Origin of the sequence: Caproiciproducens puteiluti (genome assembly GCF_052442865.1) — a bacterium.
In the GTDB taxonomy this organism is placed as follows: Bacteria; Bacillota; Clostridia; order Oscillospirales; family Acutalibacteraceae; genus Caproiciproducens.
The window spans coordinates 169,551-182,732 of sequence record NZ_CP194790.1; the positions used below are offsets into that span (position 1 = coordinate 169,551).

Here is a 13,182-nt window from a genome sequence, read left to right on the forward strand (position 1 = left end):
GGAGATAAAAAATGTTTCATGTATTTCAAAAAATTGCCGCTTTTTCCGGCGAACGCCGGGGGCAGATGTGGAGATCCATCGCGGTTTCCTTTGTCGGCTCGGCATTCTCCGCGCTGCAGTTTTATGCGCTGCTTTTGGTGCTGCAGGCGCTGACAACGGGAAACCGGGACCCGAAAACCGCTTGGACCGCGCTGGTCGTCATGCTGGTCTCGATCGCCGGAAAAGCCGCCGCTTCCTTCTTCTCCAATATGCAGCAGACGCAGATCGGCTATTTTATGGTATCGGATAAACGCATCCATATCGGGGACCGCCTGCGCTATATCCCCATGGGGTATTTCAATCAAAACAGCCTTGGCAATATTACCGGGGTGGTCACCACAACGCTGGGGGATGTGGAAAACTCCGCCGCCCGGTGCATGGTGAGCATTCTGGGCGGGCTTCTCACCTCCGTCGCGCTGGGTCTCGGCATGTGCGTGATCGACCGGCGCATCGGGCTGATTGTTTTGGCGGGCATGGCCGTCTATCTGCTGGCGACCGAGGCGGCGCAGCGCGGCGTTTCAAAAAGCTTTCCGAAACGCCAGAGGGCACAGGAAAGCCTGGTTTCCTCCGTGATGGAATATCTGCAGGGCATGAGCGTGGTCAAGGCCTTTGGGCTGGAAAGCGACGGCGATCAGGAAATCCGCAAATCCATTGATGAAAGCTGTGCCCGGAATCTGGCGGTTACGCGGAACGTCATTCCGTGGGATATTCTGAAAGGGGCGGTGATCCGCGTCGCGAGCATTGCCATTCTGACCGCTACGCTGGCGTTCTACCTGAACGGGGAGCTGCCGCTGGTAAACTGCCTGCTGCTGCTTATCGCCTCCTTTATGGTTTACAGCGAGCTGGAGTCCGCCGGAAATATGGCTTCCGTGCTGCAGATGATGGACGCCTCCATGGAAAAGGCCAATTCCGTCGACGATACGCCGACGATGGATACCGAGGGCAGGGAGCTGGCCCCGAAAGCCTCCGGCATCGTGTTCCGGGACGTCGGATTTTCCTATGGGGACCGGAAGGTTCTGGACGGTGTCAGCCTGACCATCCCGGAAAAAACCACGACGGCGGTCGTCGGTCCGTCCGGCGGCGGAAAAACCACGCTGTGCAGCCTGATCGCCCGTTTCTGGGATGTGGACAGCGGCTCCATCACCGTCGGCGGACACGATGTGCGGGAATATAAGCTGGACAGCCTGATGAGAAATATCGCCATGGTCTTTCAAGACGTCTACCTTTTTAACGATACGATTGAAAATAATATCAAATTCGGAAAGCCGGACGCGACGCATGAACAGGTGGTCGCCGCAGCGAAAGCGGCCTGCTGTGACGAGTTTATTTCCGCGCTTCCGCAGGGCTACGGTTCCATGGTCGGCGAGGGTGGCTGCTCCCTTTCGGGCGGGGAGAAGCAGCGGATTTCCATCGCCAGGGCCATGCTGAAGGACGCGCCGATCGTCATTCTGGACGAGGCGACCGCCAACGTAGACCCCGAAAACGAGGCCGAGCTGCAGAAAGCCATCGACGCGCTGACGCACAATAAAACGATTATTATGATTGCGCACCGCCTGAAAACGGTGGAGAAGGCCGAGCAGATTCTGGTTCTGGACGGCGGGAAAATCGTACAGAGGGGTACCCATAAGGAACTGGCGGGGCAGCCCGGCATCTATTCCGAATTTCTCAATGCCCGCAGAGAGGCGATCGGCTGGAAGCTGGCCTGACGGAAACCGCGGATTCTTTGGGCGTTATTCATAAAAACAGGGATATGGAGTTAACTCCATATCCCTGTAGTATTTAAATCAGGATTCCCTCGCAGTGGTCGATTTCATGCTGAATGATCTGCGCCGTCCATCCGGTGAAGGTCTGTTTTTGAGGTTTGAAGCTCCGGTCAAGGAACTCCACTTCAATGGACCGGAACCGGGTGGTTTTCCGCACACCGGTCAGCGACAGGCAGCCCTCTTCCGTTTCATACGGTTCGGAGCGCTTTGCAATGACTGGATTGATCATCGGAATGTTCACGGGGCCAAGGCTGAATACGATGATGCGTTTGTCGACGCCGATCATATTTGCCGCCATGCCGACGCATCCCGCCGCATTGGCCCTCAGGGTGTCCAGCAAATCGTCGACGACCGGCAGGTCGGCTTTCGTCGCCGGAACCGACTTCCGGCTCAGAAAAATAGTATCTTTACAAATTGGTTTTATCATATGAAACTCCGTTGTGTTTTCTTTTTGATAAATACGAAATGATCGTCCGTGGAAAGATTGTTATAATAAGTATATCCCAGACGGTCAAAATCCTTGACCCCGCCGGGGTCCGTTACCGCATTTTCCGCGAGCCAGCGGACCATCTCCCCGCGGGCCATCTTGCACAGGGTACCCTTTTCGATGACCTTTCCCTCTGTGAATTCCCCAAAGGTGCAGGTGAGAAAACGGACCGATTTCGGCAGATGCCGCGAAACCGCCCTGCTGTATTCCTGGGAGGCCAGATTCAGGATAAACCCGGTCTCCGAACAAAGCCGGCGCGCCGGTTTCTCTCCCCAGAAGGCATAGAGGTCCTTCTTTCCGTTCACGGACAGCTTCGCCTGCATTTCCAGACGGTAGGGCGTCACCCCGTCGAAGGGGCGCAGGAGCCCATAGAATCCCGACAGGATGCGCAGATGCTCATGGATGTATGCAAACTGTTTGTCCTCAAATACGCCGGGGGCCATGTACTGGTACTGGATGCCCTCGTAAGACAGAATAGCGGGAGTCAGGTTTTCATACAGGTCCATCGTCTGCACCCGCCCGTAGTTGAGCGCGGCGATCGAATCGTTGCAGCGCCACAGACGCCTCAACCCGGCGCGGTCCATGCCCCGCAGGGCCGAAAGCAGTGCTTTCGCCTCCGGTAAAAACTGCGGCAGGCTTTCATAGGGCAGGCTGTCGGTGTCCACATTCATTTTCTTTGCGGGAGAGATGATGATTCGCATAGGATTCCAACCTTGTCTTTGAAATGGGCACAATCGTTTTCATATTTGAAAATAATGATATCAAAAAATACGGAAGAATGCAATATCAGGCGTTTTTACAACCGGCTGTGTTTCTGCCCGGTTCAGGTGATTTTCCACCCTTCCGCCGATTGACGGATGGAGACGAATTTCCGGTAAATCCCGTCCTGAGCCATCAGCTCGGCATGTGTTCCGCGCTGGGCCACACGCCCGTCGTCGATCACCAGAATCTGGTCGGCGTTTTCAATGGTGGCCAGCCGGTGGGCGATCACGATGATGGTCTTTCCCCGGGTCAGGCTGGAGATGGCCTGCTGGATCAGGTGCTCGTTTTCCGGGTCCACGCTGGCGGTCGCCTCGTCGAGAATAACGACCGGCGCGTTTTTCAGAATGACTCTGGCAATCGAAACGCGCTGTTTTTCCCCGCCAGAAAGCGTGGAGCCGCCCTCGCCGACAATCGTGTCGTACCCGTCGGGCAGCGCGGAAATAAACTCATGGCAGCAGGCAGCCTTTGCCGCTTCCACCATTTCTTCCTCGGTGGCGTCGGGTTTGCCGAAGCAGATGTTTTTCCGGATGGTGTCATGGAACAGATAGACGTTCTGGAACACCATGGAGATATTGGAAAGCAGGCTGTCGCACGTAAACTCGCGCACGTCGCGGCCGCCTATCATAACGCTGCCGCTCCACACGTCGTAAAACCGGGCGAGCAGGTTGCACACCGTCGTCTTGCCGCCACCGGAAGGGCCCACAATGGCGGTCATGGTATTCTGCGGAATTGTAAACGACACGTGTTCGAGTACCTTTCTGCTGTCATAGCCGAAAGAAACGTCGTGAAAGCTGATATCGAAGCTTTTCAGCCGGATATCTTTGCCTGCTTCGTCTATGTAATCCTCCGTTTTCAGCCTGTCGAGCTGGTCCATCGCCTCGTCTATCACGCCGAGAATGTGCGCCGTGTCGGCGATTGGTTCCACCCCGCCGAAAATGGTAAAGGAAAACAGGCAGAACATCAGCATGACGGAAAGCGGCATTTGTCCGCTCATCCCCAGATAGGCGGAGGAAAGGACCAGAGCGGCCGACGCCAGCCGCAGCGCCAGCAGATGCCCGCAGTTGTTGGGGATGAACCCGCACTCGATTTTGAGCCGGACCCGCTTGCTGTCGCCGCAGGCCTTTTTCATGGAGGCCAGCGCCGCCCCGCCCTGCCCGAAAGATTTTACCACGGAAAGCCCTCTCGCGTATTCCACGGCGGAGGTCGCCATATCCCGGTCCGCTGCGGCCGCCGCGGGCGCGTTTTTCACGCTGTAATGGGAAATGCCGAGTAAAAACAGAAAAGAGAGCGCGACCCCGGCAACAGCGATCAGAGAGACAAGCGGGTTGAAAACCGCAAGGCAGAGAAAGATGCAAAGGCAGTTGAGGTACCCGCCGACCATCGTGTCGATCATGCGGATGCCCATATTTTCCAGCGTGTTCAGGCCGGTCGTGACCGCGTTCAGGATTTCTCCCGTGCTGACCTTCTGAAAATATCCCAGCGAGACGCGCTTTAGGATGCTTCCTACGGCAAGGCGGTCCCTCGCGGCAAGCTCGTAGCTGATGCTCTCCTGAAATTTCGCGCGCAGATAGTCGAACAGGAACCGCAAAAATACGAAGACGACGATCAGGATCAGAGAAAGCCAGACCCAGTTTTCGTCGAATTCCGGGCCGCCCCGCGCTTCGTCGATCAGCAGGCCGATTGTATAGGCCGCGATCATGACGGGCGCGGCGGAAAACCAGGTGGAAAACAGCGAAACCGCGAAGCCGGCGTATAAGCGCCCCTTCAGCTCGCCGCACCAGCGGATGATTCTTTGAATGCTCTTAAACATGAGCGCCCGCCCCCTTTCTCTGCGAAACAGTCCATGCCTTGGCGCCGATATGCGCTTTCCACATTTCCCGGTAAAGCGGGCAGCCGGGCAGCAGCTCTTCCTGTTTGCCCTGTGCGAGGATGCCCCCGTCTTTTAAAACAACGATGTTATCTGCGTTTTTAATCGTGGAAAGCCTGTGGGCGATGACAAGCAGCGTTTTTCCTCTGGTCAGTTCAGAAATCGAGCGCTGCATTTTATCCTCGTTTTCCGGGTCCGTGAAGGCCGTGGCCTCGTCCAGGATGACGATGGGCGCGTTTTTCAGAATCATCCGCGCAATGGCGATCCGCTGCTTTTCGCCGCCGGAAAGGCGGCTCCCGGCTTCCCCCGCCGGCGTGTCGTAGCCGTTTTCAAGCTTTGAAATAAACCCGTCGCACTGCGCCGCCTTCGCCGCCGCCCGGACCTCTCCGTCCGTCGCGCCGGGATTCCCGATGCGGATGTTTTCCAGCAGGGAACACTGGAACAGATAATTGTCCTGCGTCACGAAGCTGACAAGCGACGAAAGCTGCGAAAGCGGCATATCCCTGATGTCGGTGCCGCCGATGGTAATGTTCCCGCCCGTAACGTCCCAGAAGCGGGCGATCAGCTTCGCCATGGTGGATTTGCCGCCGCCCGACGGCCCGACCAGCGCGGTAAAGCCGCCCTGCGGCAAATGCAGGTCGATTCCGTGCAGCACCTCGTCCTTTTCCTTTCCGGTATAGGAAAACCGGACGCCGGAAAGCCGGACGTCAAAACCGTTCAGCGGGGCTGGCCCTGCCGGCTGCGGAAGCTCCGGCATATCCAGAAAGCTCTGCGTGTCATGGATGATGAAACCCATCTGCTTGATTTCGTTCATAAACACCTCCAAATGGGCAAGCGAGCCGACCATGGACATGGCGATCATGATGCAAAGGCACAGCTCCGCCGGAGTGAGGGTCCCCTTTACGCAAAGCAGCAAACCCACGGGAAGCGCGCCCAGCAGCGTGGACGGGAACAGCGCGACGCAGAGCTTCATGGTGACCCAGGTTGAAGACATCCAGTCTAGAATAAACTTCCGGTAGTCCACGATCGCGTTTGAAAATTTTTCATACGACCTGCCCGTCTGCCCGAACGTCTTGATGACCTGGATGCCTTCGATGTATTCGACGATCACGCTGCTGACGGTGTTGCTGGATTTCATATACTTTTCGTAGTTGTTCCCGCTGCTTTTCATCAGCATGGAAAAGGGGATCATGGTCAGGGGGACCGTGACCAGCGACGCGAGCGCCATCCTCCAGTCGATCGCGGCAAGGATGAGGATGCTGATCAGGGGAAGCACCAAGTTGCCGGACGCCTCGGGGATCACATGCGCCAGCGGCGGCTCGATGCTTTCAATTTTGTCTACGATCATGTTCTTGATCTCCCCGATGGGCTTGGCGGTGACCTCTCCGAGCGGCGCGCGCAGGAATTTGTCCGCCACAAGAAGCCGCAGCTTTTCCAGGATGACATACGCGCTGATATGGGACAGCGCCGTGGAAATCCCGAAAAACAGCGTCTTGATCAGATACGCTCCGGCGGCGATACCCGACCATGTGAAAATCGTTTCCGTATCGATTCGATTCTGAATAAACGCCTCCAGAATTTTATAAACGCTCAGATAGGGTATCAGCCCCGCCGTAACACTGATTACGGAAAAGATCACGGAAGCGATGATTTTTCCCTTGCAGTATGCCGCAAAGGACAGTAAACTGGAAAACCAGCTTTTCTTTTTCAAGTGGATTCCTCCTGTATAAAAATTGGGCGGCCGGTTCCGGCCACCCATATCATAAGAGATTCCGACTGCTTTTTCCGCTCCGTAAGGACGATACCGGCCCGGATGGACCATTTTTTCGTACACCGGTCGGGCTAACGGAGGTTTCTGCGGTACTCCAGCGGCGTTTTGCCGATCACATCCTTAAAGGCGGCAGCAAATTTGCTGGGGCTGTCGTAGCCGATCCGCCCGGCGATTTCGGCGATTCCGGTACCCCTTTCCTGCCGCAGAAGCACCGCGGCACGGTTCATACGGAAAACGCGCATATAGGTGCTGATCGGGCTGCCGTACACGCTTTTGAAGCAGCTTTTCATCGGCGTCAGCGGGATGTTGAACCGTGCGGAGAGCTCCTCCATGGTATAGTGCCGTTCCGGATGCTCCGCCATCAGGGCGCGCATGGACTTGATTTTCTCCACCTGGGACTTATAAAAATATGGCCGCTCTTCCCGGCTTTTCGGAAGCTCCAGAGCGTCCAGGTACAACAGCAGCTCCAGAACCTTGATTTTAAAATAGGCCCGTTTGATTTTTTCGGGAACGGCGTACAGCTCGTCAAAAATGTGGTCGATGGAAGGCGCGCCGTGCAGGACCATCGGGTTGCTTCCTGCGCAGAATTTACGCTGGATTCCGTACAGGTCCACGGGAAAGTCCCGAAATTCCTCCGGCAGGGCGCGGGCGGCTTCCGAAAGCTGAAAGGAGACCGTGATTCCGTGATAATGAGAGAGCGGAAACGAAAAGTGGCCGGTATGCTTGAGCCTGCGGTCAATTTTCAGATCGCCCGACTCCACGTAGGAATAGGCGGCATCCTTTGAGGGGTATTCCAGCCGCCCCTCCCGGCAGTGGTCGATGCAAAGCAGGTCCTCCGCCGTCTGAAATTCCGAAAAGCAGTTCTCCATATGATAGTCGTTGTAGGCCAGCATGACGCCGGGGAAAATATCGTAAACGGTCATGGTGCCGTCCCCGGTTCCGTTTTTCATCTGATAGACGCAGCACCCGTCGCTTTGGGCCAGCAGCACCAGCCGGCTGCTTTTCAGAATCCGGTCTTCCAGCATTTTATAAGCCCTCCTCCCTGAGTTCCAGCTCCCTGTCACAGGCGCAGCGGAGAAATTCTCTGTCGTGGGTCACGATGAGTACGATGCGCCCTTCGTCTGCCAATTGCCTGACAACGGACGACACCTCCATCATGTGTGCGTAATCCAGTCCGCTGGTGGGCTCGTCGAAGATCAGAAGCTCTTTGCCGGAAAGCACGGCGGTCGCTATGGCAAGCCGCTGCTTTTGTCCGCCGGAAAGCGCCATCGGATGCTTTTCCTGAAACGGCAGCAGGTCAAACCGGTTCAGGACTTCCTTGACCCGCTCGTCTGTGCATTCCGGGGCCGCCAGCAGGCACTCTCCAAATACGCTGTCCGAAAAAAGCTGGTGATTCACGTCCTGCATGACGCAAAAGGCGGCTTTCGCCCGCTGCTTCCGGTTCAGCCGCCTGCCGTTCAGCCGCACGGTTCCCGCGCGTTCTCGCATCAGTCCGCACAGGCACCGGGTCAGGGTGGTTTTGCCGATTCCGTTTTTTCCGGAAACCGCCAGAATCTCCCCGGGGACCGCTGAAAAGGAAAGCGCCCGGAGCACCGGCTCGTCTTTTCCAAAGCCGCAGGCAAGCCCTTCCACCGACAGCCCCGCGCCGCAGGGCAGGGCGGGGGGCAGGGCACCGTCCGGCGGCGTCAGCGCCCTCAGTCCCATATCGATCCGTTCCCTCTCCGGCAGGGAAAAAAATTCCCCGCCGGAAAAGCTCCGCTCAATTCTTCCGTTTTTCAGGAAAACCGCCCGGTCAATCAGGCCGTCCAGAAACCAGAGGCGGTGCTCGGCAATGACCACGGTATGGCCCTGCCGCTTTAAAAACCGAAGCTGCTCCCGCAGACGTTTGACCGCATCCTCGTCAAGGTTCGCGGTCGGTTCATCCAGCACGAACACCGCCGGGTCCATGGCGTAAACGGAGGCGAAGGCCAACATCTGCTTTTCCCCTCCCGACATCGAGAAGATGCTCCTGCCCTGAAGGGCTTCCATCCGCAGGTTCCGGACGGTTTCCTTCAGCCGTGTACGTATGAAATCCGGCGCGGCTCCCTGATTTTCCAGACCGAAAGCCAGCTCGCTGTCGGAATCAAGGTTAAAAAACTGGCTTTTGGGGTTCTGAAAAACAGAGCCCACCCGCTTTGCAAGCTCGTAAAGCTCCGTTTCGGCCACCGCCAGGCCTTCGGCGGATACCCTGCCTGCCAGCGCGCAGCCGTCTGTAAAATGCGGGACCAGCCCGTTCATCAGCTTGGTGACCGTCGTTTTTCCGCATCCGGATTCTCCGCAGAGCAGAATGCACTCGCCGTCCCGTATTTTCAGGGTAACATCGTAAAGCGTGCCGTGCTCTCCGGAATAGCCGAAGGATACGTCCTCAATGGAAATCATAAAGCACCTCCTTTCATCTGATCAGGCAGGAAGCGGTGGTGAAGAGAACCCCGGCCAGAATACACGCCCCGTCCGCCGCGGTCAGGCGGAGCTCCACCACGCTTGTTTTGGGAGCGGGGTTTTCAATCCCGCGCGTCACCGCCGCCGCTGCGAGCTCTTCCGCGGTGCCGGTCGCCGAGATCATCAGGGGAATGACCAGACATTCCACTTTCTGAAGCCCGTGAATCTTCCGGAGCTTCATGGCGTCGCGTATGTATCCGGCCTCTTCACGGATCGCGGGAAAGTAGCGCAGGGTCACCGATACCGCCACAATCAGCTTCTGCGGGAAATGCCATTTCCTCAGCCCCACGATCAGGTCCCGAAGCGGCGTCTTTTTTACCATCAGCATACCGACGATCAGGCAGGGGAACATTCTTCGCGTGTAATTCGCAAAAATGGAAAAGCTGGTGGCGACGATCTTTGCGGATACCGGGAACACGTAGTATTGAAGGCCCAGAAGCAGGCAGAAGGCCAGCAGCCACCGGGCGGCCGCCTTGCCGCAGCCGCAGAAAGCCGCCAGCAGACAGAGGAAAAGAATCCAGCCTGTTTCGACCGGAAAGGAGTTCTGGGTGAACGCGATGATGTTGGACATCACCAGCAGAAGCAGCCCGGTGCGGGGATCGATTCGCAGATGTTTTTGCATGCTCAAACGATGCCCGCCTTGACAAAGTGCTTTTTAAACATGCCTCTGGTAATGTAAGCGCCGAATATCGCGCCGACAACAGGCGCCGAAAAAAGGACGATCAGCATGGCGGGTGAGGAAACGGCTTTCAGGGTTTCAAGGTAGTCCGCCGGGATTCCCTGCGAGGAAATCTGGGAAAGGAAGCTGTCCCGCATCAGCCAGAGCGGAAGCGGCGATCCCGTCATGCCAAGCGAAAACAGCACGAAAGCTGTCGTGTTTCCCTGAAAGCTCCCATATTTCGTAACGGCGCGGGCGAGCTCCGCCAGAGCGCAGGAAATGACGAACGTTACAAGGATCACCACTGTGAACTGGCCCGTTACAAAATAAATAAGACCGGTGATAATGCCCATCAGCAGTACGGCCCAGGACTTCTGTACCTTGGCGCACATCAGCATAAAGGGAATTCCCGAAAACAAGGCGATGAAACCGGGCATCAGGATCCAGATTAAAGGATGAAGTCCGCCCAGCAGCATGAAGATAAAGTTAATGACGAAGTAAAGGGCGGAAAAGATTCCCACCGTAATGAGATCCTTTCCTGTCAGCCCTCTGTTTAAGTTGTTTGAAGCCATTTTGTTTCCCCCTGACAGCGCTTAGTTAGTTATAGCTAACTAAGCGGCTTTTTATTAGGACGCCTGACAGCGTCCGTCACAAAACAGTATAATGGCTGCCGGTTTTGACTTCCGCTCCGATTGGACGGTTTGGCACCGTTTGGACTTTTTGTTTGCATCCGGGGGGAAAGCTTCTTCCTGGATACGCACTCACACCGCAGGATGCCGGGGCGGCCTCCGCGGCGGAATGCCAGCGGGGTGTTTTTATATGGTTAGTGACAACTAATCATATGGTAGCATATTCCGCCGGGCATGTAAAGAAAATGCGTTTATGGACCCGCATTTCTTGACTTAGGGCGGTGGTTCCTGTATGATTAGGTTAGCGGTAACTAACCGATCGTAATCGGACGAAAATACAAGGAGGAGAAAAATGGACATTGTTTTATGGCGCGTGAAAATTAAATCCGGAAAGGAAGACCTTGCCCGGGAGTGGCTCGAATTTTTAAAGGAAAACAAGGAGGCGGGCAATGAAACGCTGAAAAATGAAAAGGAGCATCTGGAAATTTATTTTACCAGTGTGGAAAACGGGTCCATGTACGTCTATCTGTTTGTTCTGGCCGACGACCTGGAATATGCAAGCAAAGTGGCTCAGTCCAGCGGGAACCCGCTGGATGCAAAGCATTTTGAGTATATGACGGCCTGTGTGGACACGGAGGGCTGCGTACGGATTGACCCGGCGCTTGCGCTGGGGGACTTTTCCGTATTTCAGCAAAATTAAGAAGCTGCCCGTCCCGGCCTGAGCCGGAAATTTCGGATGTTTTATGATGGTCTGCCTGTAGTTTGCCATATTTGCATTCTCATTGTATAATAAAAAACATAATTAACCGACTGCGCAGATTTTACTCTGTTTTTCTGCTCTTGAGCGCATCCGTTGTTTCCGTCTTATCATCTTAAGGAGAGTATGTATGACCGAAAAAATTACGCTGGACAAACTGCAGGCGAACTTGGATTTTTTTCACAAAATGTATGATGCGGTCCGTCTTGTGGACCCCGTGCGGAAAAGGGTTATGGAATACCGCAATAACGGTACGGCCGAAACGTGCGAGGCGTGTTACGCCTATTGGAGCAGCGGGCGCATCTGTGAAAACTGCGTGTCGATCAGGGCGCACCGGGAACAGAAGAGCTTTATGAAGCTGGAGCACAGCCCCGATGTGATTATGCTGGTCACTGCCCTGCCGATCGACTCCGAGGAGTGCCCCGTGGTGCTGGAAATCCTGAAAAACGCGACGGATACCATGATGATCGGCACGGGCGAATACAATAAGGGTCAGGTGCTGTTTAACGCGGTCAGGGATATCAACGATATGGTCATCCGGGACGAGCTGACGTCTTTGTATAACCGCCGGTTTCTGGACGACCGTCTGCCCGCCGATATTGTCGGCGCGATGGTGGGCCAGAAGCCGCTGTCGGTTATTTTCATCGATATTGACAATATGAAGTCGGTCAACGATACCTTCGGTCACGCGGCCGGGGACCAGGTTCTGAAATTCGCGGCGGGAACGATCCGGAAATGCATCAGAAACGAGACGGACTGGGCGGCCCGCTACGGCGGCGACGAGTTCGTGATCTGCCTGAACAATACCGGCAGCGAAGAGGCGCACCGCGTTTCACAGCGAATTTATCAGGATTTTGATAAAGCGGCGTTCCCCATACAGGGAAGCGATATTGGCATTACGGTATCACTGGGAGTGGTGACAATGCCGGACTCCGGCTTAACGGCGGAGGAGATCATCAAGCTGGCCGATAAAAAAATGTATGAGGCGAAAAAACGCCATAAAAGAACGGAAAGATAAAGGTTCAGCCTCGGCTGATAAATTGTAAAATGCCTCTTGACTCTCCCATTATGGTATACTCTATACTGTAACTGAGCTCGAAAAAACACATGTGTGAGGGATCTATCATGCTGAAAATAGGTGATTTTTCTAAACTGTCAAGGATCAGCATCCGGATGCTGCGGCATTACGACGAAATCGGCCTGCTGGTGCCCAAAAGTATCGATTCTTTCACTGGCTACCGCTATTACGGCGAGGATCAGCTCCCTGTGGCCGGTCGGATTAATTGTCTCAAGGATATGGGGTTCGGCCTGTCCGTTATCGGGGAAATTCTGAAAATCTACAATGATCCGCAAAAGCTGGCGGAGTTTTTGTCCGTAAAGCAAACCGAAGTAAAAGCAGAGGCCGAGTTAACCGCGCACCGTCTGCTGCTCCTTGAAACAGCCATTAAACGGCTGAGAAAGGATGGAACCGCGATGAGTTACAATGTAACTTTAAAAACGCTGCCTGAACGCTATGTTGCCAGCGTCCGGCAGATCATTCCCGCATATGACTACGAGGGCAGGCTCTGGCATGTCCTCATGAAAGAAACCGCCCCGTTAAACATGCAGGACGGAGAGCCCTGCTACACGCTGGCGATTTTCCACGATGCAGAGTACAAGGAAACCGACGTGGACGTGGAAGTTCAGAAATCCGTGCGGGGCAGCTACCCGAACACCGAGCATGTGGTGTTCAAAACCGAGCCGCCCGTTTTGATCGCTTCAGCCACTTACCAGGGCGGCTATGACAAAATCGACGGGGTCAATGAGGCTGTTGCCAACTGGGTCCGCGATAACGGATACGATTTTAACGGGCCTTCCTTCAACATTGACCATGTCAGCCCTCATGAAACGCAGAACCCCGACGAATGGGTGACGGAGGTTTGCTACCCCGTGAAAAAGAAGTAAGCGTCATCAGTAAAAAATACCGCCTGC

12 protein-coding genes are annotated in these 13,182 nt (G+C 55.4%); 4 read left to right on the forward strand and 8 right to left on the reverse strand.

The features are described 5' to 3' along the window. Positions 1-11 precede the first annotated feature (11 nt). Complete coding sequence (locus ACRQU7_RS00815) at positions 12-1,745, forward strand: ABC transporter ATP-binding protein (RefSeq protein WP_444642974.1); 1,734 nt, start codon at positions 12-14, stop codon at positions 1,743-1,745. A 73-nt stretch (positions 1,746-1,818) separates the two neighbouring features. On the opposite strand, the gene ACRQU7_RS00820 is transcribed toward ACRQU7_RS00815, so the two are convergent. The 8 genes from ACRQU7_RS00820 to ACRQU7_RS00855 all read right to left on the reverse strand — a co-directional run bounded on the left by ACRQU7_RS00820 (position 1,819) and on the right by ACRQU7_RS00855 (position 10,397). Next, positions 1,819-2,229: a peptide deformylase gene (locus tag ACRQU7_RS00820; RefSeq protein WP_444642976.1), complete on the reverse strand. Its 411-nt coding sequence runs from the start codon at positions 2,227-2,229 to the stop codon at positions 1,819-1,821. Beyond that, positions 2,226-2,990 carry a peroxide stress protein YaaA gene (yaaA, locus tag ACRQU7_RS00825; protein WP_444642978.1) on the reverse strand — a complete coding sequence of 255 codons (765 nt, stop codon included), beginning with the start codon at positions 2,988-2,990 and terminating at the stop codon, positions 2,226-2,228. Before yaaA ends, ACRQU7_RS00820 begins: the two co-directional genes overlap by 4 nt. Positions 2,991-3,112: 122 nt before the next feature. After that, positions 3,113-4,861, reverse strand: a complete 1,749-nt coding sequence (locus tag ACRQU7_RS00830; protein WP_444642980.1) for an ABC transporter ATP-binding protein — start codon at positions 4,859-4,861, stop codon at positions 3,113-3,115. Continuing rightward, the gene (locus tag ACRQU7_RS00835) at positions 4,854-6,635 is read right to left on the reverse strand and encodes an ABC transporter ATP-binding protein (RefSeq protein ID WP_444645642.1); all 1,782 of its coding nucleotides are present in this window, start codon (positions 6,633-6,635) and stop codon (positions 4,854-4,856) included. Before ACRQU7_RS00835 ends, ACRQU7_RS00830 begins: the two co-directional genes overlap by 8 nt. A gap of 125 nt (positions 6,636-6,760) precedes the next feature. Further along, the gene (locus ACRQU7_RS00840) at positions 6,761-7,714 is read right to left on the reverse strand and encodes a helix-turn-helix domain-containing protein (RefSeq protein WP_444642982.1); all 954 of its coding nucleotides are present in this window, start codon (positions 7,712-7,714) and stop codon (positions 6,761-6,763) included. A gap of 1 nt (position 7,715) precedes the next feature. Beyond that, positions 7,716-9,107 carry an ABC transporter ATP-binding protein gene (locus ACRQU7_RS00845; RefSeq protein WP_444642984.1) on the reverse strand — a complete coding sequence of 464 codons (1,392 nt, stop codon included), beginning with the start codon at positions 9,105-9,107 and terminating at the stop codon, positions 7,716-7,718. A 13-nt stretch (positions 9,108-9,120) separates the two neighbouring features. Continuing rightward, entirely contained in the window at positions 9,121-9,789 is a 669-nt protein-coding gene (locus ACRQU7_RS00850) for an energy-coupling factor transporter transmembrane component T (protein WP_444645644.1), read from the reverse strand. A 2-nt stretch (positions 9,790-9,791) separates the two neighbouring features. Continuing rightward, entirely contained in the window at positions 9,792-10,397 is a 606-nt protein-coding gene (locus tag ACRQU7_RS00855) for an MptD family putative ECF transporter S component (protein ID WP_444642986.1), read from the reverse strand. A gap of 409 nt (positions 10,398-10,806) precedes the next feature. On the opposite strand from ACRQU7_RS00855, the gene ACRQU7_RS00860 reads away from it, so the two are divergent. From ACRQU7_RS00860 to ACRQU7_RS00870, 3 genes are all read left to right on the forward strand, one after another. Further along, positions 10,807-11,154 carry a DUF6176 family protein gene (locus tag ACRQU7_RS00860; RefSeq protein WP_038322199.1) on the forward strand — a complete coding sequence of 116 codons (348 nt, stop codon included), beginning with the start codon at positions 10,807-10,809 and terminating at the stop codon, positions 11,152-11,154. A gap of 187 nt (positions 11,155-11,341) precedes the next feature. Further along, positions 11,342-12,229 (forward strand): GGDEF domain-containing protein, encoded by an 888-nt coding sequence (locus tag ACRQU7_RS00865; RefSeq protein ID WP_444642989.1) that lies wholly within the window; start codon positions 11,342-11,344, stop codon positions 12,227-12,229. A 107-nt stretch (positions 12,230-12,336) separates the two neighbouring features. Then, positions 12,337-13,155, forward strand: coding sequence for a MerR family transcriptional regulator (locus ACRQU7_RS00870; RefSeq protein ID WP_444642991.1), 819 nt, complete (start codon positions 12,337-12,339; stop codon positions 13,153-13,155). Positions 13,156-13,182 lie beyond the last annotated feature (27 nt).

Coding starts and splice junctions, on each gene's coding strand:
- ACRQU7_RS00815 (WP_444642974.1), top strand. CDS start 12: ATGTTTCATGTATTTCAAAAAATTGCCGCTTTTTCCGGCGAACGCCGG.
- ACRQU7_RS00820 (WP_444642976.1), bottom strand. CDS start 2,229: ATGATAAAACCAATTTGTAAAGATACTATTTTTCTGAGCCGGAAGTCG.
- yaaA (WP_444642978.1), bottom strand. CDS start 2,990: ATGCGAATCATCATCTCTCCCGCAAAGAAAATGAATGTGGACACCGAC.
- ACRQU7_RS00830 (WP_444642980.1), bottom strand. CDS start 4,861: ATGTTTAAGAGCATTCAAAGAATCATCCGCTGGTGCGGCGAGCTGAAG.
- ACRQU7_RS00840 (WP_444642982.1), bottom strand. CDS start 7,714: ATGCTGGAAGACCGGATTCTGAAAAGCAGCCGGCTGGTGCTGCTGGCC.
- ACRQU7_RS00845 (WP_444642984.1), bottom strand. CDS start 9,107: ATGATTTCCATTGAGGACGTATCCTTCGGCTATTCCGGAGAGCACGGC.
- ACRQU7_RS00850 (WP_444645644.1), bottom strand. CDS start 9,789: ATGCAAAAACATCTGCGAATCGATCCCCGCACCGGGCTGCTTCTGCTG.
- ACRQU7_RS00855 (WP_444642986.1), bottom strand. CDS start 10,397: ATGGCTTCAAACAACTTAAACAGAGGGCTGACAGGAAAGGATCTCATT.
- ACRQU7_RS00860 (WP_038322199.1), top strand. CDS start 10,807: ATGGACATTGTTTTATGGCGCGTGAAAATTAAATCCGGAAAGGAAGAC.
- ACRQU7_RS00865 (WP_444642989.1), top strand. CDS start 11,342: ATGACCGAAAAAATTACGCTGGACAAACTGCAGGCGAACTTGGATTTT.
- ACRQU7_RS00870 (WP_444642991.1), top strand. CDS start 12,337: ATGCTGAAAATAGGTGATTTTTCTAAACTGTCAAGGATCAGCATCCGG.